20 protein-coding genes and 1 pseudogene are annotated in these 18,435 nt (G+C 57.7%); 11 read left to right on the forward strand and 10 right to left on the reverse strand.

Going from position 1 to position 18,435, the window contains the following annotated elements:
• Positions 1-43: 43 nt before the first annotated feature.
• Positions 44-817, reverse strand: coding sequence for an ABC transporter substrate-binding protein (locus tag Q7C33_RS00650; RefSeq protein WP_030142461.1), 774 nt, complete (start codon positions 815-817; stop codon positions 44-46).
• A gap of 733 nt (positions 818-1,550) precedes the next feature.
• Positions 1,551-3,506 (reverse strand): acetate--CoA ligase, encoded by a 1,956-nt coding sequence (gene acs, locus Q7C33_RS00655; RefSeq protein WP_030142462.1) that lies wholly within the window; start codon positions 3,504-3,506, stop codon positions 1,551-1,553.
• A gap of 437 nt (positions 3,507-3,943) precedes the next feature.
• Here acs and Q7C33_RS00660 point away from each other — a divergent pair, with 437 nt between their 5' ends.
• The 5 genes from Q7C33_RS00660 to Q7C33_RS00680 all read left to right on the forward strand — a co-directional run bounded on the left by Q7C33_RS00660 (position 3,944) and on the right by Q7C33_RS00680 (position 7,443).
• A complete protein-coding gene (locus Q7C33_RS00660; protein ID WP_264427413.1) occupies positions 3,944-4,207 on the forward strand; it encodes a DUF2790 domain-containing protein in 264 nt (87 codons plus the stop codon).
• Positions 4,208-4,236: 29 nt separating this feature from the next.
• On the forward strand, positions 4,237-4,452 hold the full coding sequence (locus Q7C33_RS00665; protein WP_030142464.1) for a hypothetical protein: 216 nt from the start codon (positions 4,237-4,239) through the stop codon (positions 4,450-4,452).
• A 489-nt stretch (positions 4,453-4,941) separates the two neighbouring features.
• A complete protein-coding gene (locus Q7C33_RS00670; RefSeq protein ID WP_030142465.1) occupies positions 4,942-6,192 on the forward strand; it encodes a ribonucleotide-diphosphate reductase subunit beta in 1,251 nt (416 codons plus the stop codon).
• 390 nt (positions 6,193-6,582) lie between these two features.
• Positions 6,583-7,092: a BRO-N domain-containing protein gene (locus Q7C33_RS00675; RefSeq protein ID WP_407682668.1), complete on the forward strand. Its 510-nt coding sequence runs from the start codon at positions 6,583-6,585 to the stop codon at positions 7,090-7,092.
• A gap of 162 nt (positions 7,093-7,254) precedes the next feature.
• Positions 7,255-7,443, forward strand: coding sequence for a DNA-binding protein (locus Q7C33_RS00680; protein ID WP_217861406.1), 189 nt, complete (start codon positions 7,255-7,257; stop codon positions 7,441-7,443).
• Here Q7C33_RS00680 and Q7C33_RS00685 read toward each other — a convergent pair.
• The 3 genes from Q7C33_RS00685 to Q7C33_RS00695 form a co-directional block, all read right to left on the reverse strand.
• Positions 7,424-7,663, reverse strand: coding sequence for a type II toxin-antitoxin system Phd/YefM family antitoxin (locus Q7C33_RS00685; RefSeq protein ID WP_198797917.1), 240 nt, complete (start codon positions 7,661-7,663; stop codon positions 7,424-7,426). The two genes, Q7C33_RS00680 and Q7C33_RS00685, sit on opposite strands and share 20 nt — an antisense overlap.
• A gap of 91 nt (positions 7,664-7,754) precedes the next feature.
• Positions 7,755-8,159 carry a helix-turn-helix domain-containing protein gene (locus Q7C33_RS00690; protein WP_225936094.1) on the reverse strand — a complete coding sequence of 135 codons (405 nt, stop codon included), beginning with the start codon at positions 8,157-8,159 and terminating at the stop codon, positions 7,755-7,757.
• Positions 8,156-9,472, reverse strand: a complete 1,317-nt coding sequence (locus tag Q7C33_RS00695) for a type II toxin-antitoxin system HipA family toxin (RefSeq protein ID WP_407682848.1) — start codon at positions 9,470-9,472, stop codon at positions 8,156-8,158. Before Q7C33_RS00695 ends, Q7C33_RS00690 begins: the two co-directional genes overlap by 4 nt.
• A 346-nt stretch (positions 9,473-9,818) precedes the next feature.
• On the opposite strand from Q7C33_RS00695, the gene Q7C33_RS00700 reads away from it, so the two are divergent.
• Positions 9,819-10,805 carry a hypothetical protein gene (locus Q7C33_RS00700; RefSeq protein ID WP_323154886.1) on the forward strand — a complete coding sequence of 329 codons (987 nt, stop codon included), beginning with the start codon at positions 9,819-9,821 and terminating at the stop codon, positions 10,803-10,805.
• Between the two features lie 34 nt (positions 10,806-10,839).
• Here Q7C33_RS00700 and Q7C33_RS00705 read toward each other — a convergent pair.
• Both Q7C33_RS00705 and Q7C33_RS00710 read right to left on the reverse strand, forming a co-directional pair.
• A pseudogene (locus Q7C33_RS00705) lies at positions 10,840-11,534 on the reverse strand (DUF6933 domain-containing protein).
• A gap of 423 nt (positions 11,535-11,957) precedes the next feature.
• Positions 11,958-12,773, reverse strand: coding sequence for a sulfite exporter TauE/SafE family protein (locus Q7C33_RS00710; RefSeq protein ID WP_198797922.1), 816 nt, complete (start codon positions 12,771-12,773; stop codon positions 11,958-11,960).
• A 114-nt stretch (positions 12,774-12,887) separates the two neighbouring features.
• Here Q7C33_RS00710 and Q7C33_RS00715 point away from each other — a divergent pair, with 114 nt between their 5' ends.
• Together Q7C33_RS00715 and Q7C33_RS00720 are read left to right on the forward strand one after the other, a co-directional pair.
• On the forward strand, positions 12,888-13,664 hold the full coding sequence (locus tag Q7C33_RS00715; protein ID WP_407682669.1) for an AraC family transcriptional regulator: 777 nt from the start codon (positions 12,888-12,890) through the stop codon (positions 13,662-13,664).
• A gap of 80 nt (positions 13,665-13,744) precedes the next feature.
• Positions 13,745-14,062, forward strand: coding sequence for a helix-turn-helix domain-containing protein (locus tag Q7C33_RS00720; protein ID WP_198797924.1), 318 nt, complete (start codon positions 13,745-13,747; stop codon positions 14,060-14,062).
• 17 nt (positions 14,063-14,079) lie between these two features.
• Here the strand turns inward: Q7C33_RS00720 and Q7C33_RS00725 are convergent, their stop codons facing one another.
• Positions 14,080-15,120, reverse strand: coding sequence for an MBL fold metallo-hydrolase (locus tag Q7C33_RS00725; RefSeq protein ID WP_030142476.1), 1,041 nt, complete (start codon positions 15,118-15,120; stop codon positions 14,080-14,082).
• 188 nt (positions 15,121-15,308) lie between these two features.
• Between Q7C33_RS00725 and Q7C33_RS00730 the strand changes: the two genes are divergently transcribed.
• Positions 15,309-15,917 (forward strand): TetR/AcrR family transcriptional regulator, encoded by a 609-nt coding sequence (locus Q7C33_RS00730; RefSeq protein WP_407682670.1) that lies wholly within the window; start codon positions 15,309-15,311, stop codon positions 15,915-15,917.
• Between the two features lie 3 nt (positions 15,918-15,920).
• On the opposite strand, the gene Q7C33_RS00735 is transcribed toward Q7C33_RS00730, so the two are convergent.
• Positions 15,921-16,868, reverse strand: a complete 948-nt coding sequence (locus tag Q7C33_RS00735) for a LysR family transcriptional regulator (RefSeq protein ID WP_323154888.1) — start codon at positions 16,866-16,868, stop codon at positions 15,921-15,923.
• A gap of 14 nt (positions 16,869-16,882) precedes the next feature.
• Here Q7C33_RS00735 and Q7C33_RS00740 point away from each other — a divergent pair, with 14 nt between their 5' ends.
• Together Q7C33_RS00740 and Q7C33_RS00745 are read left to right on the forward strand one after the other, a co-directional pair.
• Positions 16,883-17,593: a CTP synthase C-terminal region-related (seleno)protein gene (locus tag Q7C33_RS00740; protein WP_407682671.1), complete on the forward strand. Its 711-nt coding sequence runs from the start codon at positions 16,883-16,885 to the stop codon at positions 17,591-17,593.
• Positions 17,590-17,907: an antibiotic biosynthesis monooxygenase family protein gene (locus Q7C33_RS00745; RefSeq protein ID WP_407682672.1), complete on the forward strand. Its 318-nt coding sequence runs from the start codon at positions 17,590-17,592 to the stop codon at positions 17,905-17,907. The genes Q7C33_RS00740 and Q7C33_RS00745 overlap by 4 nt, the downstream gene beginning before the upstream one ends.
• A gap of 137 nt (positions 17,908-18,044) precedes the next feature.
• Here Q7C33_RS00745 and Q7C33_RS00750 read toward each other — a convergent pair whose 3' ends face one another.
• Positions 18,045-18,371, reverse strand: coding sequence for a DUF2025 family protein (locus Q7C33_RS00750; protein WP_181288567.1), 327 nt, complete (start codon positions 18,369-18,371; stop codon positions 18,045-18,047).
• Between the last annotated feature and the right edge of the window lie 64 nt (positions 18,372-18,435).

Here is an 18,435-nt window from a genome sequence, read left to right on the forward strand (position 1 = left end):
GATCCTGTTGCTTGCGCCATTTCGCACGAGTGGCGAGACGTGGTTACTTGCCGTAGATATCGAAGGCGAAGTATTTGTCCTGGATTTGCTTGTACTTGCCGCTCGCCCGAATGGCAGTGATTGCGTCGTTGATTTTGCCTTTCAGCGCATCACCCTTGCGAACCGCGATGCCGATGCCGTCGCCGAAGTATTTCTCGTCGGTGAAGGCCGGGCCGACGAACGCAAAGCCCTTGCCGGCGTCGGTCTTGAGGAAACCGTCATCCAACAGCGTAGCGTCTGCCACGGTGCCGTCGAGGCGGCCGGCGGAGACGTCCAGGTAGATTTCGTTCTGCGAGCCGTACGGCTTGATCTCGGCACCCAGCGGGGCCAGGACTTCACGAGCGAAACGCTCGTGGATCGAACCGCGCTGCACGCCAATGTTCTTGCCCTTGAGCTCGGCCAGGCTGTCGCTGACCTGGGTGCCAGCCTTCATCACCAGACGGGCCGGGGTGTTGTAGTACTTGTTGGTGAAGTCCACGGACTTCTTGCGATCTTCAGTGATCGACATGGACGACAGGATCGCGTCGATCTTGCGCACCTTCAGCGCCGGGATCAGGCCATCGAACTCTTGCTCGACCCACACGCACTTGACCTTCATCTCTTCGCACAGCGCGTTGCCGATGTCGTAGTCGAAACCGACGATACTGCCATCCGGAGCCTTGGAGGCAAACGGAGGGTAAGCCGCTTCGATACCGATCTTCAGGGGCTTCTCGTCAGCGAAGGTTGGCAGGGACAGCACGGACAGTGCCAGGGCGCCAAGCAGCACAAGTTTCTTCATCTTGGGACTCCATCGGTAAAGGGCAAAAACGGCAGAGTGAGCAACAGCCCAATATGCGAATGGGTGAAACGAACTTTAGTGCTGCGTCCGACAAGCGCGCATTTTAGTCAACGCAGGTCACGACGAGCGAGTGATCGGCATTCTAACGACAGGCCCGAAGTCGATATTTCTTCAATGCGACAACAAATTACAGAAGCACCGAGAAAGCTGTTCGAGCACATTGACAGTCTCGAAAATTCATGCAAGAGCAACAGAAAGGGAACCAATCATCGCTGCAAATAGCGGGCCCATTATTCGCAAACCCTTCTAATCCGGCAAGCACAGCGTGTCGGCTTGTTTTTCGAAACGCTTGAAAACGCCCTGCAACGGGGCTTGGCGTTTCACATCGCCCCGTTGTGGCGCCTTTGGTTACACATTTCGAAACACCGGTAACGTTCAGACGCGTCCTACATTGAACGCCGATATTTATTCACCCACCTGTCAGCCAAACGCCAGCCCCTGTGGCGAGGGAGCTTGCTCCCGCTGGGCTGCGAAGCAGCCCCAAAAGCCAGGCACCGCGTTTGTTCAGGCATATCGCATTTATCGGTTTACGACTGCTGCGCAGCCGAGCGGGAGCAAGCTCCCTCGCCACAAAGGCACTCCCACTCCCGGCTCACATAGCGCGTACGAGCGACCATAAAAAAGCCCCACCCGGCAAATACCGGGCGGGGCTTTTCAGTGTTACACGCGACCGTCAGGCAACGTTCATGGTCTTGTGCGTCTCGATCAGGTGCGCCACCACACCCGGGTCGGCCAGGGTGGAGATATCACCCAACCCGTCGTATTCCGCGGTAGCGATCTTGCGCAGGATGCGGCGCATGATCTTGCCGGAGCGGGTTTTCGGCAGCCCCGGTGCCCACTGGATCACGTCCGGCGAAGCAATCGGACCGATCTCCTTGCGCACCCAGTTCTTCAATTCCAGGCGCAAGGCTTCGCTGGTTTCTTCGCCGGCATTGAGGGTGACGTAGACATAGATGCCCTGCCCCTTGATGTCGTGCGGCACGCCCACCACCGCCGCTTCGGCGACTTTCGGGTGGGCAACCATCGCGCTTTCGATCTCGGCCGTACCCATGCGGTGGCCGGACACGTTGAGCACATCGTCCACTCGACCGGTGATCCAGTAGTAGCCGTCCTCGTCGCGACGGGCACCGTCACCCGTGAAGTACATGCCACTGAAGGTCTTGAAGTAGGTGTCGACAAAACGGTCATGGTCGCCGTACAGCGTACGCGCCTGGCCCGGCCACGAGTCGAGGATCACCAGGTTGCCTTCGGCGGCGCCTTCGATCAGGTTGCCGAGGTTGTCCACCAGCGCCGGCACTACACCGAAGAATGGGCGGGTTGCGGAACCCGGTTTCAACGCCGTGGCGCCTGGCAGCGGGCTGATCAACACGCCACCGGTCTCGGTCTGCCACCAGGTATCGACGATCGGGCAACGCTCCTTGCCGACATTCTTGTAGTACCAGTCCCAGGCTTCCGGGTTGATCGGCTCACCCACCGAACCCAGCAGGCGCAGGCTGCTGCCGTCGGCGCCTTCGACAGCGGCAGTGCCCGAGGCCATCATCGCGCGGATCGCGGTCGGCGCGGTGTAGAGGATGCTGACCTTATGCTTGTCGACAACCTTGGCCACGCGGGTGATGTCCGGGTAGTTCGGCACGCCTTCGAACAGCAGCGTGGTCGCGCCATTGGCCAACGGGCCGTAGACGATGTAGCTGTGACCGGTGACCCAACCCACGTCGGCGGTGCACCAGTAGACCTCGCCCGGCTTGTAGTCGAACACACGCTCATGGGTCAGCGCCGCGTACAGCAAGTAACCGGCAGTGGTGTGCTGCACGCCCTTGGGCTTGCCGGTGGAACCGGAGGTGTAGAGGATGAACAGCGCTTCTTCGGCGCCCATTTCCTTCGGCGCGCAAACGGTACCGGCCACCTTCATCAGGTCTTCGTACCAGATGTCGCGGTGCTGGTTCCACTTGATGTTGCCCGCCGTGCGCTTGCACACGATGACCTTCTGGATGCTGCTGGTTTCCGGGTTGGTCAGCGCGTCATCGACGTTGGCCTTGAGCGGGATCTTCTTGCCGGCGCGAATGCCTTCGTCAGCAGTGATCACCACTTTGGATTTGCAGTCGATGATCCGACCGGCCAAGGCTTCAGGGGAGAAACCACCGAACACCACAGAGTGAATCGCACCGATGCGGGTACAGGCCAGCATCGCGACCACGGCCTCGGGGATCATCGGCATGTAGATCGTCACCACGTCGCCGCGATGCACGTCCTGGCCGCGCAGGGCGTTGGCGAACTTGCAGACTTCTTCATGCAGCTCGCGATAGGTGATGTTGCGGCTCTCGGATGGGTCATCGCCCTCCCAGATAATCGCAATTTGATCGCCGCGCTCGGCCAGGTGACGGTCGAGGCAGTTGTAGGAAACGTTCAAGGTGCCGTCGGCAAACCACTTGATGTCGACATGGTGATCGTCGAAAGAAGTCTGCTTCACCGTGGTGAAAGGCTTGATCCAATCGAGGCGCTTGGCCTGCTCGCGCCAGAAGCCATCGGGGTTGACGACCGACTGCTGGTACATGGCCTTGTAGGTCGCCTCGTCAGTCAGCGTGTTGGCCGCAACCTCGGGACGAACGGGATACACAGAAGCCGCACTCATCTTTCTTACCTCGGTGACAATAGTTGTTTTTGTATGGTTCCGTTGTAGCTTGGGGCGGGCCTATAGAACCATTCGACGATGGTAGTAACAAGTCCCTACAAAATGTCGGTACTAACCCGCAAAGCCACCTGAAGATATCTTCATGTGGGAGCGAGCTTGCTCGCGAAGGCGGCGGTAAATCCCACATAGATATAGCAGGCAGCCCCTAGCCCCTAGCCCCTCCGCCGATTATTACCAGATCAACCAACAGTGTTTATCAAAACCGAGTCTGTTTACCCCCACCCCCTCCTTCTAAAATCCACCTCGCCAACCGGCAAACACGATTGACGCAACACAGCCCCCACGAAGGCCGTTGATCCAACTTCCAACACTTGCTCCACACGCAACCCCAAAAAGGTTGCGTGACCCCACTCGACCTCAAAAAAGGTGAAATACAGATGAAAGCTCTATGGGTTCTGGTCCTCGGCAGCCTGTGCGCCACCGCGATGGCGGATGAGACCCCGACGGATGTTGCACAGCAAAAACCGGCAATCGAGGAGTACACCTACTCCACCCACCTGGACATCGCCAAAGTTATCTATATGAGCGACATCCCGAATGTCTGCGAAGTGGTCCCGGCGAAGATGGAATACGACGACTCCAAGGGCCAACGCCACATCCTGCGCTACAGCGTCATGGGCAACGGTTGCTCCAACGGCTGATCAACCTAATCGAACCAGGACCAACCCTCATGAAAAGCAGACTGATCCTCACCCTGACCCTGTCCGTACTGGCTGCCAGCACCTTCGCCGCCGACGGCTTCGATCGCACCGGTTCCGCCGCCGCAATCAAGCGCCAGGACCTGACGGACTCCGCCACGATCGCCACCGACGATCACGACCGCACACGCACCGCGACTGTCGCCACCGATGACCGCGACCATGCCGATTCGGCGCGTACCGACTGATCATTACTGGCAACTTCCATGGCCCGATTTCGGTCGGGCCAGGTTGTGTCTGGAACCGCCGAAAACCCTTCACAAACACAACATGTAGTGCAAAACCGCAAAAAACGCTGGTTTTTTGATCAAAAAAAACCGCGATCCGCACCCTGCAAAAAAAATCTTCAACGGCCAAAGCCTTGTAAACCCTCGCTCCCACGCGGATATACCCCCCGCCGCCCCTTCTGTGAGCTATTTCGCCGCACCACGTAGGCAAAAAAGTCCTTATAATGCCGCCTTAAATGGGCCTGCAATATTCCCTTACAGGGGATCACGCCAGCCTGGAGCCCACGCAGGGGCCCATCGCCTCCTCGCGTTCACCGCTGCTCCGGAATGACCCGTACATTTTTCTGTTTATTGCCTGCGTCAGCTGCTGCAACAAACGATTTTTCAAGATCCACCGCGGCCAGTAGGCCTTCATCGGGCATCTGGCCCTCACGCAGGAGACGACACGTCATGCTGAGCTGGGACGAATTCGACAAAGAAGACAGTGGCGAAGTCGCTGTAAAAGGCGCCAACGCCGGCCACGCTTCTGAAGCCAACATGGACCGCCTCGACAGCGCCGGCGGTGCCGCCGCCCTCGAAGCCCGGGCCGTGACGGCCAGCGACTCGGCCGCGATCATTCGCGCCAAGGCCGCCCTCGACAAACTCGACGTCGCCGAAGGCCTCGCCGAACTCGAAGGCGCCTCCGCCCGTGTCGCCGTCGATGAAAAGCGCATGATCAACTGCCGCGCCGACCTCAACCAGCTCGTGCCATTCAAATACGACTGGGCCTGGCAGAAGTACCTGGACGGCTGCGCAAACCACTGGATGCCGCAAGAAGTCAACATGACCGCCGACATCGCCCTCTGGAAAAACCCGGAAGGCCTGACCGACGACGAACGCCGCATCGTGATGCGCAACCTGGGCTTCTTCTCCACCGCCGACTCCCTGGTTGCCAACAACCTGGTCCTGGCCGTGTACCGCCTGATCACCAACCCGGAGTGCCGCCAGTACATCCTGCGCCAGGCGTTCGAAGAGGCGATCCACACCCACGCCTACCAGTACTGCATCGAATCGCTGGCCATGGATGAAGGCGAAATCTTCAACATGTACCACGAGATCCCATCGGTCGCGAAAAAAGCCGCCTGGGGCCTGAAATACACCCGTTCGATCTCCGATCCGAAGTTCGAAACCGGCACCCCGGACACCGACAAAGAGCTGCTGCGCAACCTGATCGCTTACTACTGCGTCCTGGAAGGCATCTTCTTCTACTGCGGCTTCACCCAGATCCTCTCCATGGGCCGCCGCAACAAAATGACCGGCGTCGCCGAGCAGTTCCAGTACATCCTGCGCGACGAATCCATGCACCTGAACTTCGGTATCGATGTGATCAACCAGATCAAAATCGAAAACCCACACTTATGGGATGCCGAGATGAAGGAAGAAGCGACCCAGATGATCCTGCAAGGGACCCAACTGGAAATCGAATACGCCCGCGACACCATGCCTCGCGGTGTATTGGGGATGAACGCGGCGATGATGGAGGACTACCTCAAGTTCATCGCTAACCGTCGCTTGTCGCAGATTGGCTTGAAGGAAGAGTACCCAGGGACGACCAACCCGTTCCCTTGGATGAGCGAGATCATGGACTTGAAGAAAGAGAAGAATTTCTTTGAGACTCGGGTGATTGAGTATCAGACGGGTGGGGCTTTGAGCTGGGATTGATTCGAAAGACAGATCCTAGGCTGCATGCGTAACTAAAACCCCGTGAAAACGGGGTTTTTGCATTTCTACAGGGGCCCAAACCGCGTTTAACTTCAGGCAGGCATACCACCTCTGCCCTACAACAAACTCAGATTTTTTCCGTATTGACCCCGTATCGCCTCGTTACCTATCTTAGTCGCAGGTGCCTAAGAAACGCCCAACGTAGTAGCTAATCGCCGAACATGGAATCGCGTACTGTCCGAGGACACGTGCAATTCTGTGTGGGGAAATAGCCAGTTGGGATTTTTCTTACATCCTCTACGTCGGGCTCGCGCCACTAACTTTCAAACGTAGAGGTAGTTATGCCCACAAGAACGCAGCTCTGCTCTCCGTATGTCTCGGAGAACCGTCATGCCTGACGCTTACACTCCGGCGGTTTTTACCCGTCATAACGTTAATTTTCATGCCCTTCTGCTTGAAAACCAGGCTTGGTTCAGCGCCTCCGATTTGGGGCGTTTGATGAGCAAGCACCTCGACGAGCGCATGACCCGCAAGCTTGACCCTGACCAGCGCCGGATGATGCTCGTGCATGTCCATGGCTTGACCGAAGAGCGTCTGATGCTGAGCGAGTCAGGCGTTTATGCGCTGCTGGTTTATCACTACTGCCCTGAGTATCGGTTGCTGCGTGAGTGGATCACGCATCAGGTGGTACCAACCCTGCGGGATGAGCGCTACTCGCATAAGGTGGAACGGCCTACGTTGAGCGTGTTGGATTGGCCGAAGATGTCGCTCTGCATGCTGCACTGGCAGGATGAGCCATGGATTCGTTTGCGGGATATGCCAGCGGTGCTGGTGGATGATCCGTTTGGGCAGCACGAATCCTGGTGGCGGAAAGCTTCTCGGATTTTGCGAGGGTCTTGAGATTCAATCAGAGGCCGTCGTCCGTGTTCGAGCGACGTTTTTTGTTGGTCATATGGAATGAGGGCTGCTGCGCAGCCCAGCGGGAGCAAGCTCCCTCGCCACGGGTGTAGGCTCTGAGAACTTCAGCGTCTGTTGATAGAAAAGAATTTATGGAGATATGTAATGACGAAAAAAATAAGAAGTGAGGCCTTCGAGTCGATTCACAGCTCGGCCGAAGCGTTGCTGAAAGTAGGCGCTATCGACGAGGCCACCATGCGAGAGTTCGACGAGGCCTGCATGGCTGAGGTATCTGCTGAACTCTCAGATCAAGAAGATTCGCCTGAACTCAGAGCTAGCCCTCAAACCCCTTGATGACGTCCTCCGGAGTGCGGTCGAAATCCGCCAGCATCCGAATATTCCCCTTCAATCGACCAGGCTTGCGCGCCTGCGGTGTAGCGACATGAGGCAGCAGTTCCAGATAAGGCTTGCCGGCCTTGGTGATCACCACCCTGTCGCCCTGCCATGCACGCGCACCCAGTTGTAAGAGCTGGGACTTTGCTTCGCGCAAGGTTACTTCCACCTGTTCACTCATGCACCGTCTCCACGGATTCAACTGACCCAAGCTTGAGCGCTCGATAGGTTCAAGCTGGCGCTCCAAGTCTCTGCTCTGAACATTTCTCCACCTACCCGGCCGCGCCCTTGTCGCCATCCTTGGCCTTCGTACCGAGCTGTGCTGCGGTTTTGCGTTTAGGATTAGCACCGCGAATGGGCATTTGGGGAGTCGTTTTTTGCGGCTTGGGCGGCGGCGTGTAAAGGGTCGTGGCAGACTTCGTCAGCCCCAGGCGCAGCCCGAACTTTCTCAAGATGGCTTCGATGGTGCTAAGGGTTGGATTGCCCTTGTCCTTCTCGATCTGGTACAGGGCCTTGGTCGACATGTTGCACATGAGAGCAAAGGTTTCCTGATCCAGGCCGGTCACCTCAAGCCGTAGACGGCGAATAGCGGTTCCCAGGGTTTCGATCCCCGTCACATGTTGCATGACGATGTCGTCAATGAGCTCCCTGCGCCGTTCGTTGATGTTCTCTTTCATCGCAGCCCCCATTCAGCCAGGCGCTTATCCAAATTGTTCAGCGGAATAGACTGAGCGCGCCTCACTTCCTCTGGAAGATCAACCAGCAGATCCGGTAAAGCCCTGAATATCTCGGCGGCTCCAAGCAGACGCTCGAAAAGCACGTCAGGGCTGACCAAGTCCTGGAAGTCACTGCAGACCGCTTTCCAGTCTGGACTTCCCATACGCTCAGCCTTCCATTTGGTTACCCGAGTGACACCTTCCGGATCGAGTACCATTGGTGCAAGGTCATAGATCGGCGCCAGTTCGAATTTGTCCCGATATCTGAAGATGGCCGTGTTGCGCCCATGGTTGTCCGAATTTCCCAGGATACGGTTCAGCAGGTCACGGCGAAGGTATTCAAATACCAGTTCCTCAAGCTCACCTTCCTGCCCATTCGTGCGCCACAGGTGAATCAGGCGACTGAGTACATCCTCATGATTCATTCTCGAACCAGGCTCGGTGTTCTCACACACTGAATAAATCGACTCGACCGGAATCCTCTCCACCATGTCGTTGGCGACTCGCCGATCAAAGCGCGGCATCCACAGGCTTGGCTTATCGGCTTCCTCAAGCACCAGTCCATCTGTAGATATCGTCTTCAAACCGAGTCGGGAGATCGCTTTGTAATAGTGGTACTCGGCCCGCAGGATGTTCTTGTCGCGCTCAGTCGCTTGGTTGCGAGCAAACTTCACCAACCAATGACGACGCGCAAGTTCGTCAGAAAGCATCGCATCGGCATAAAGCGCGCCATCCCCATCCTCAACCATAATCAGCTTTGGAGCTTCCCCCTGAGCGCCCGTAGCACCGCCCAGCGCAGCGCCAGATTCATAGGCGTATTCGAGGAAGTCATTTGTTCTGTCTACGATTTCTTTGCGTGCAAAGGCCTCTTTGCGAGTCTGGTCGATCTGCTCGAAAGACTCCTTCACCCTCAAGTGCCCAATGGGAGAAGGTGTGCAGCGACTCAGGAGGAAAAAACTCATGTCCATGCCGTCTGGCTTTTCCTCACCAAATCTCTTCTGCAACGATTTCCGAGCAGCTCCGGCCGGTATGATGTCGTAGACGAATGGGGGATAGCCTTTACCATCGACAGCATTCCAGCTCAGCGGAAGATTTACGCTGAGGGCGTGTTCAAATGCGGTATCTAGCTTATGAATGAAGTGAACCAAGTAATCTTGGTCGTAGGATACGCTGCATCGCGACTCCTCAACCTTCTGAGCGTTCGACACGCTGAAGACCACAGCGTCGCGCCAGTGGCCTTCAACGTAAGTCTGGATGGTGAGTTGTTCGGACATTTTTAAATCAACCGGAACTATGATGCCGGTTAGTCTCGCCAAAAGCCTCTCTACCAGCAATATAATTCCGATTAAAGGCGGAACGCGGCAGATAATCGGCATTCTAATACCGACTAATTGGACCTGGAGCTGCAGAACGAGGGCTGCTCCGCAGCCCAGCGGGAGCAAGCTCCCTCGCCACGGGTCGATGTCAGGGCGCAGGCGGGCGGCGGGCTTGATGGCCAGGTTGGTTCTGGGAATCGCGAGCAAGCTCACTCCCACGGGGTTTGTGATGCGTTGAAACTTCGGGTGCATCCCGCCCTGCCCTTCGGTATTAATACACTTCCTCTCACGGACCCGAGCCCCGATGAAATTCGATACCGCCTATTGCCTCAGCCTCGATGCCAAGCTTTCGATCTATGACGTTCGGGACCTGAATTTCGACGAGACCATGGCCTTCGATTCGGCCAAGGAGCGCTTTCAGTGCCCCAACGATGCCTGTCGGGCGGCGTTTGATGAGGGGAATCGGCTGACGACGTTCAATGCCAAGAACGTCAATTACATCCGCACGCCGCATTTCAAGAATCAGCCGACGACCCAGCATATCGAAGGCTGCCCTTATGTCAGTCCAAAAACGCCAGGGCTTGATGCGCAAAGCGTTGAGGCAGATGACGACCGCGAGGAGCATTTTCCGTCGGAGTTGTTACTGACTCGGCGTCAGTACGTGCGCAAGCCGTCCGATCCGTCGAAGGACGTTGAGGCAGCGACTCGGCCTACGTCGCCCACCCTATCGTCCCATGGTGATAACGCTCATTCCGCCCAGGACTCGACACCGGACAAAACCAGCGTCTTCGCCCACCCAGTGGAGTGTTTCGTCTCGAACTTCGCGGACAAGGATCTGCTCAAGCGCATGCCGCTGAAGATTGGCGAGCACACGGCGCCCTATGGATTGTTCTTCAAGAAGATCGAGTATTTGCAGGACAACAGGGGCTTGATTTACTGGGGCAAGATCAAGGAAATCAAGGATTACACGCTGAGCTTTCGCATCGATTTCGAAGCAAAGGTCTGGTTCAAGCAACCGGACGAGGCGAAGAAAAAACCTTACTCGGTCAACGTTTACCTGAGCAAAAAGCTGATCGATAACTACCGCAAGCGCAAAGCGTTCCTGGCTGAGATCAAGCACGCCATCGACAGTGATGCGCCGTTGTATTGCTTCTTTTATGGCGTGACGCCGGAGTTCAAACAAGTACCGAGCAAAAAGAACCCCGAAGAAACGTTCGGGGTGTTCAGTGCCAATATCGAGAACCTGGATCACTTTATTATTCGGGAGGCGCCGGGGCTAACCGATAACTGATTTCGCCTTGGCTAGCCGTAGCGCTACGCCTCCTTCATTGCGCTTCTTGGGCAAGTTGCCGCTCGAACGACCGCATCTCTCGTTTCACTTCGATGTGCCGCTCACGTGCTGCCTGGGCGGCAGGCTCATCCAAGCCACCATAACGCCGCAACCAATGGACGATCATTTCTTCGTCCGGGTAGTAATAGTCCTTATGTCCCTTACTGCTTCTCGGGGTGTCATTCATATTGCCGTCGAAGCGACCTGCAGAGACTCATCAGAGGGTAACGTGCCCCATTCGGCAGCGCAGTCCTCAAAAATCCAGGAAATCTCGTTGAGGTGCTTTTGCGCACCACGATGGCCACGTTTATAAAAGATGTAATCACGACAACTTTCCTGGAAGCGCTCCATCATCGCTTCATCATCGACCCAGCGAAGAAGATCATGCTGCCCCGCGTGACGCATCAAGCCATTGATCCATCGTTCGGAAAACCGGTGAACAAAACCTTCAATTTCCGCTTTTTTAGCACCGGCGAAAATCATGCAATAACGGGTTCGCACGTGGATGACGAACAACACGTGTTTGCGCTGCACAGTGATTACATGAACCAGCCATTGCTCGTCGAGCTCACCCAGCTCATCGTCCTCGATAACAGGGGATGGCGGTTTCTCTATCGGGGTGACTTTCTTACCTTTGCTCACGCGGCTGAAAAAATTACTGGCCGCTTCGGTGCAGTTGAAGATCAGCATTTAAACTCTCGGAAAATATGAGAGACGCTAGGCGTCGTCGGCCCATTCAATCTCGAACGGTTGGCGAACAGCGTCGGAAACTCTTTCACGAAGCTCCTCATTCAGAATCGTCAATTCCTGATCGCTCAACAGGTCGTACGCAATCAGCTATCTCAACGATAAGGAAATGTCTCGACGTCGACCTACGTTGAACGCCATCGCCAAGCTCTTGTCACGATCTCGCATGAGCCGGTAGAGCGTGCGATATCGAGCGTGAGCGGATAGAGCTTCGTTCTGAGCCACTGTCTGGGCATCCGAAAGAACGCCTTGGCAGAAGCGTTCCAACGCCAGCTCGCTGAGCTCGTTGTAACGCTTCCAATCACTGTCGGATATCGACATGCCACTCTCCTTCAACAAGACATGGAGCAACGCTGCACGGAGATTTTATCTTATCGATATGCCCAGCATCACAACGACCAACAATCCAATATAGACCCAGGCGTGAAGCCTATCCGGTATCCGTCCGATCCATGGCGTTGCCAGACGGATACCCAGCAGCGCGCCAAGTGTCAGCACAGCGAAGGCCATCAAGTCGACGTACCCAACAAACCAAGCCCCCAAATCAAACTCGGTAAACCCAGCCATGAGCATGTAAGTCAACGTCCCGGCCACCGCAACCGGCAAACTCAACGGGTTGGCCATGGACGTCGCGCGGGACATGTTCAGCCCGCAACGGCGCAGCAAGGGCACCGTCATGACGCTGCCACCCACGCCCAGAAAAGTGGCAATGACACCGATGCTGATCCCGCCTGCCGAGACCTCTGTGCTGCTCAATCTCCGTGGGACTGCAGCGTCAGACTGTGTCAGAAAACCGCGTCGGAACAAGCAGTCCAGAATGGTCACGCCCAGGTAAACGATAAAGGCATAGCGAATGACTTCGCTGTTCGACCACATCGCGACAACGGCTCCGATGATAGCGCCCAGGCCAATGAAGCCGCCCAACGGCCATACATAATGACAAATAAGATTACCGGCGCGGTGATGCTTCACGGTGGCGATCAGCGCGTTGACGATCATCACGCAGGTCGAGGTGGCCACGGCAATGTGCATCGCCGATTGGCCGATTGGGTCGTCGGTACCGTGGCTGGCGGTGAGCATGCGGTATAGCAAGGGCACCACGACGAAGCCGCCGCCGAAGCCGAACAACACGGCCGTCACACCACTCAGGCAGCCAAAACAGGCAAGCAATACATAGAACATCGCGGCGAATCCGTGAAATGGGGAGACGCCTACGATAAGAACGCCAAGCTTGGCTCGCCGCAGCAAATAAGCCAACAATGTTCGCGTTTACGCCAATTTGCGAGTAGCCCATCGATGCGCAACAGCTCTATCGATCTATTGGATGCGACACCCAGGGCCGTCGTTGCCATCGGCACCGACTACGCCCACGGCCAAATGTTGCCGTTGCATCGCCATCGCCGCGCGCAGTTACTCTACGGCGCCACCGGGGTGATGCAGGTCTGCACGGCGGATGGCAACTGGGTGGTGCCACCGCAACGGGCGGTGTGGATTCCGCCGGGGATTGATCATGAAGTACTGATGCTGGGCGTGAGTACGCGCAGTCTCTACATCGAACCGGCCACGGTAACGGCCATGGATTCGCGCTGCCAAGTCATCAGCGTGTCGCCCTTGATGCGTCAGTTGTTGATGGAAGCCGTCGAGCTTGCGCCGGAATACGACGAGGCTGGACGGGACGGTGCGCTGATAGGCCTGCTATTGCATGAACTGCTTCGCAGTGCCCATTTGCCGCTGCACCTTCCCATGCCACGGGATCCTCAACTGCTCGAACTATGCCAGGCGTTCCTGACACACCCTGACGCCCATGCCTCGCCTGTGAAATGGGCGGCGCAGTTGCACATCAGCTTACGCACGTTCAATCGGCTGTTCAGTCGGCACACTGGCCTGAGTTTCAGTCAATGGCGTCAACAGGCGTGCGTGATGGCGGCGCTGCCTCGCCTGGCTGACGGGGACTCGGTGACGCGCATCGCCCTGGACTTGGGCTATGACAGCCCAGCGGCATTTTCCACCATGTTTCGCCGCACGCTCGGCCATGCTCCGAGCACCTGGTTGGAGATGACCGCTGGTCGTTGATCAAAAAAATGAGATTGAAGCGGCCTCAAAACAACTGTACAAAAACACAGTATTTATAATCCGCCGCTTTGGAGCTGCTCATGGCCTCTCTCGCAATCAAAACCACCCTGGAACGCATCGCTGTCTATCAATTCACCCCCGCCCACAGTGCACAGGCCCGCGCCATGTTGGGCTGGAGTGTCGAGGAGCTGTCCCGGCAGTCCGGCGTGTCGGTCAAGGCTATCCGGCGCTTCGAAGCCGGTGGCGACTTGCTCGACGTGACCCGCCTGGCCCTGGCGTTTCGCCTGGAAGCCGAGGGCCTGGTGTTCTTCCCCGGCTTCGCACCGGGGCGCGGCATGAACATCAAGGGCGCGACGCCAGACCCGATGGGGCGGCCCGATTACGCGATGATCGAGTAAAACCTACCGCGCAGGTTCTAGGCGATCCCAGCTTGGTCTTGATACGTCGAGGATTCCACGTCCAGCCACCAGGCGCGGCCAGATTGCGGCTGCGTCAGTGTGAAAGCTTCGCCCATTTGGGGCGTGGTGATGCAGACGTTGCGTTCCCAGGCCAGGGCCAGGATTCGATCGAAGGGTTCATACCAGGCATGCATCGCCAGGTCGAACGTGCCGTTGTGGATTGGCAACAGCCAACGGCCCTTGAGATCGATATGGGCCCGCAAGGTTTGCTCCGGCTGCATGTGGACATGAGGCCAATCGACGTTATAGGCGCCGGTTTCCATCAGCGTCAGATCGAACGGGCCGTATCGTTCGCCGATGCGCTTGAAACCGTCAAAGTAACCGGTGTCGCCGCTGAAGAAGATTCGTGTGGCGCCGTCGATCATGACCCACGAGGCCCACAGGGTGCTGTTGCTGTCGAACAGGCCGCGTCCGGAAAAATGCTGGGAGGGCGTGGCTATGAATTCGATGCCGTCAACCTCGGTGCCCTGCCACCAGTCCAACTGGCGCACCTTGCTGGCGTCGACACCCCATTTGATCAGGGTGTCGCCTACGCCCAGGGGCGCCAGGAAGTGGCGGGTCTTGGTCGCCAGCTTGAGAATGGCCTGATGGTCGAGGTGGTCGTAATGATCATGGGAAAGGATCACCGCTTCGATGGGCGGCAATTCTTCCAGGCTGATGGGCGGTTGGTGAAAACGCTTGGGGCCGGCCCATTGCACAGGTGAGGCGCGCTCGGAGAAAACGGGGTCTGTGAGCCAGAATTTATCCCGCAGCTTGAGCAGCACGGTGGAATGGCCCAGGCGGAAGACGCTGTGGTTCGGCGCGGCCAGCAACGCGGCACGTGTCAACGGTCGAACGTCGATGGCACCCGCAGGACGGGTGGAGTGCGGCTTGTGGAAGATCATGTTCCAGATGATGCGCAGGGTGGTGCCAAAGCCTTCGCGCGGTGTGAAGGCATGATTGCGATACTTGCCCTGTTCATGTCGCGATGCAGGGTTATCCGGAGAAGAAATGGTCATGATGCGATAACTCCAAGGGCGTCAGCGCTGTTGCGCTTCGCCGTTGTGGACGCTGGATGGCCGCTACGTACACGCTCAGCCGCTTGATTCAGAAAACTACACCACTCGGTGTAGTTTCTACATTGCATGAATCCTCCAGCCAAGTAAACTGCCGAGTGTAAATTCTCTCCTTCGACCGACGAATGCCCATGACCGCACCGCAACGCCTCACCGAGCGAAAACGCGAAGCCATCCTCCAAGCCGCGATTGCTGAATTCCGTAGCAGCGGTTTCGAGGTCACCAGCATGGACAGGATCGCGGCGACTGCCGGCGTATCCAAACGCACGGTGTACAACCATTTCCCGAGCAAGGAAGAACTGTTTGCCGAAATCCTGAATCGGTTATGGAACAGCATCACTGCGGAACAAGACATGCCCTACCGCTCTCAGGCGCCACTACGGAAGCAATTGCAAACGCTGTTGCAAGCCAAACTGCAGCTGCTGGCGGACGAGAATTTCCTCGACCTGGCACGCATTGCCATCGCGGCGACGATTCACTCCCCGGAGCGAGCACAAGACATGGTGTCGCGCATGGGTGAACGCGAAGAAGGCCTAACGGCCTGGATTCGCCAGGCCCAGGCCGATGGTCGGTTGAAGCCCGTTGAGCCAGCCTTCGCCGCCCAACAGATGCATGGGCTGCTCAAGACGTTCGCGTTCTGGCCGCAGGTTTCAATGGGCCAACCGAGCCTGACTCAGGAGGAGCAGACCCGGGTGATCGAGTCGGCGCTCGATATGTTCCTGAGTCGCTACGAGACCTGAATATCAGCGCCAGCGCAGATTGCGCCCCAACTCGTCGAACAAGGTCACCACCGAACGCAAGGCCCGGCAGTCCGGACGGGTCAGCAGCCACAGCGCCGTGTCGTAACCCTCCAGCGGTTCGCCCAAAGGCATCAGGCCCTTGCCTTCATCGATCAGAAAGTCCGGCAGCGCCGCAACCCCCAGGCCGGCCCGCACCAGCTCGGTGACCGAGAGCATACTGTTACAGCGATAGGCGGGCACCACGCCGGGTAGATGTTGACGACGCCAGGCCACGGTGGGGTGATCGGGCAGGAAATCGTCCGGCGCGATCCACGTCATGGAAGCCAGCGCCTGGGTATTCGTCGAGCGCAGATACTCGGCCCCGGCACATATCCGGTAAGCCACACTGCCCAGGTTTCGACCGACCAGATGCTCCGGCGGTGTACGGGTCAATCGCAACGCAACGTCGGCATCGCGGCGGCTCAGGTTAGCAAAGTCGTTGGAAGTGCTCAGTTCAAGGCTCAACGCCGGATAAGCCGGCATGAAACGCGCAAGTGCCGGCAACAACAACGCTTGCAGGACTGAGTCACTGCAGGTCAGGCGCACCGTCCCGCTGATAACTTCACCGCCCTGCTCCACGCCCACCCGCGCCGCCTCCAAGGCTTGCTCTGCCCGTTCGGCTTGTTCGGCCAACGCCTGGGCCAGGCTCGTGGGCAAGTAACCCGAACGACTTTTATCGAACAAGGGCTGGCCGAGGGCGGCCTCCAAACGACGCACCGAGCGAAAGACGGTGGAGACATCCACCGCCAGCAGTCGAGCCGCCCGTGCCAGAGAGCCGCCACGGACCAGCGCGAGGATCAGGGACAGGTCGGGATAGTCCAGACGATAGTGCGCAGCTGCATTGATCACTTGGGTAAACGCCAATATTGATTGCGTGAACGCCAATCTATAGTGGCAACCAGGAATCAACAAGCGGCGAGCCACCCATGGAAAAACAGCACCCCCTCAACATCGCCCTGGTCGGCGATTATGACCCGCAAATCACCGCTCACCGAGCGATCCCCCTCGCACTTGAACTGGCCGGCAGGCATACGGGCCACGACATTCGCTTCCAGTGGCTGGCCACCAACGGGCTTGTCGACGATACGTTGTTGAATGACTTCGATGGTGTCTGGTGCGTCCCCGGCAGCCCCTACCAAAATGAAGAAGGCGCCTTGCGAGCCATTCGTTTTGCCCGCGAACAACGTCGGCCTTTCCTCGGCACCTGCGGCGGCTTTCAGCATGCCGTGCTGGAATATGCCCGCAACGTGATGGGCTGGGTTGACGCCGTCCATGGCGAAAGGACCCCGAAAGCTGAACGGGCATTATTGACGCCGCTGAGCTGTGCCTTGGTCGAGACCATCGACAGCCTTCAGCTCGATGCGGGCTCGCTGATTGCCAAGGCTTATGGCCGACAGACCGCGTTCGAGGGCTACCATTGCCGATTCGGGGTTAATCCAGATTTTGAAAAAGACTTGCTGAGTCAGCGCCTGCACGCCGTTGCGAGGGATTCGGCCGGCGACCTGCGAGCCGTGGAACTGCGCGATCATCCTTTCTTTGTCGCAACATTGTTCCAGCCAGAACGCGCCGCACTGGAAGGCCGCGTGCCGCCACTGGTCAGCGCTTTTGTCGAAGCCTGCGCGAGGAAAACGCCATGAGCGCCGCCCATTATTACGCCGTGATTTTCACCTCCCTGCGTACCGAGGGGGACCAAGGCTACGCCGAAGCCGCCGAGCGCATGCTCGCCCTTGCCCGGGAGCAGCCCGGATTCCTGGGCGTCGAATCGGCCCGTGGCGACGACGGCCTGGGGATCACTGTTTCCTATTGGAACGATGAAGCAGCCATCCTGGCCTGGAAGCATCACCCCGAACACGTCGCGATCCGTGAACGTGGCCGATCAACCTGGTATGCCGAGTTCCAGACGAGGGTGTGCAAGGTCGAACGAGACTATGCCTTCCAACGCCAAACTTGATGCCAGGCCACAGAACCTGTGGGAGCGGGCTTGCTCGCGAAAGCGGTGGGTCAGCTGCAGCGATGTTGAATGTGCCTACGTCTTCGCGAGCAAGCCCGCTCCCACATTGAATCTTTGGTGTTCACAGATCCAGGTTTTCAGCCTTCGACCAACTGCCGCACCGCAACAATTTCCGGCAGATCGCTGCGGGCCATGTACACACGCAGCGGCTCGGTGAGGTTGATCCGGTCGTCGACGTTCTGGTCCAACAGCAACTGGATTCGCTCGCGCTTGAGCGCCATGGTGCCGTCTGCCGCCGGGGCCCAGGCAAATTCGCTGGTGGGGATGATGCCGTCATCGGCGACGTCCATGCCAAAAGCGTCTTCGCTGAAACGCACGATGTATCGGCCGGTCTTGCGGTTCAGGCCGACAAAACCTTTTAGCTGGTCGGCGGCCTGGCAGATGAGTGTCGAAGTGATGCGCATGGTAAACCTCATGGATGCGTCCCGTGGGACGTCTGATCGATGGTTTACACGCAGGGCAAGCGAA

Origin of the sequence: Pseudomonas sp. BP11-1-1 (assembly GCF_052112105.1) — a bacterium.
Taxonomy (GTDB): Bacteria; Pseudomonadota; Gammaproteobacteria; order Pseudomonadales; family Pseudomonadaceae; genus Aquipseudomonas; species Aquipseudomonas alvandae.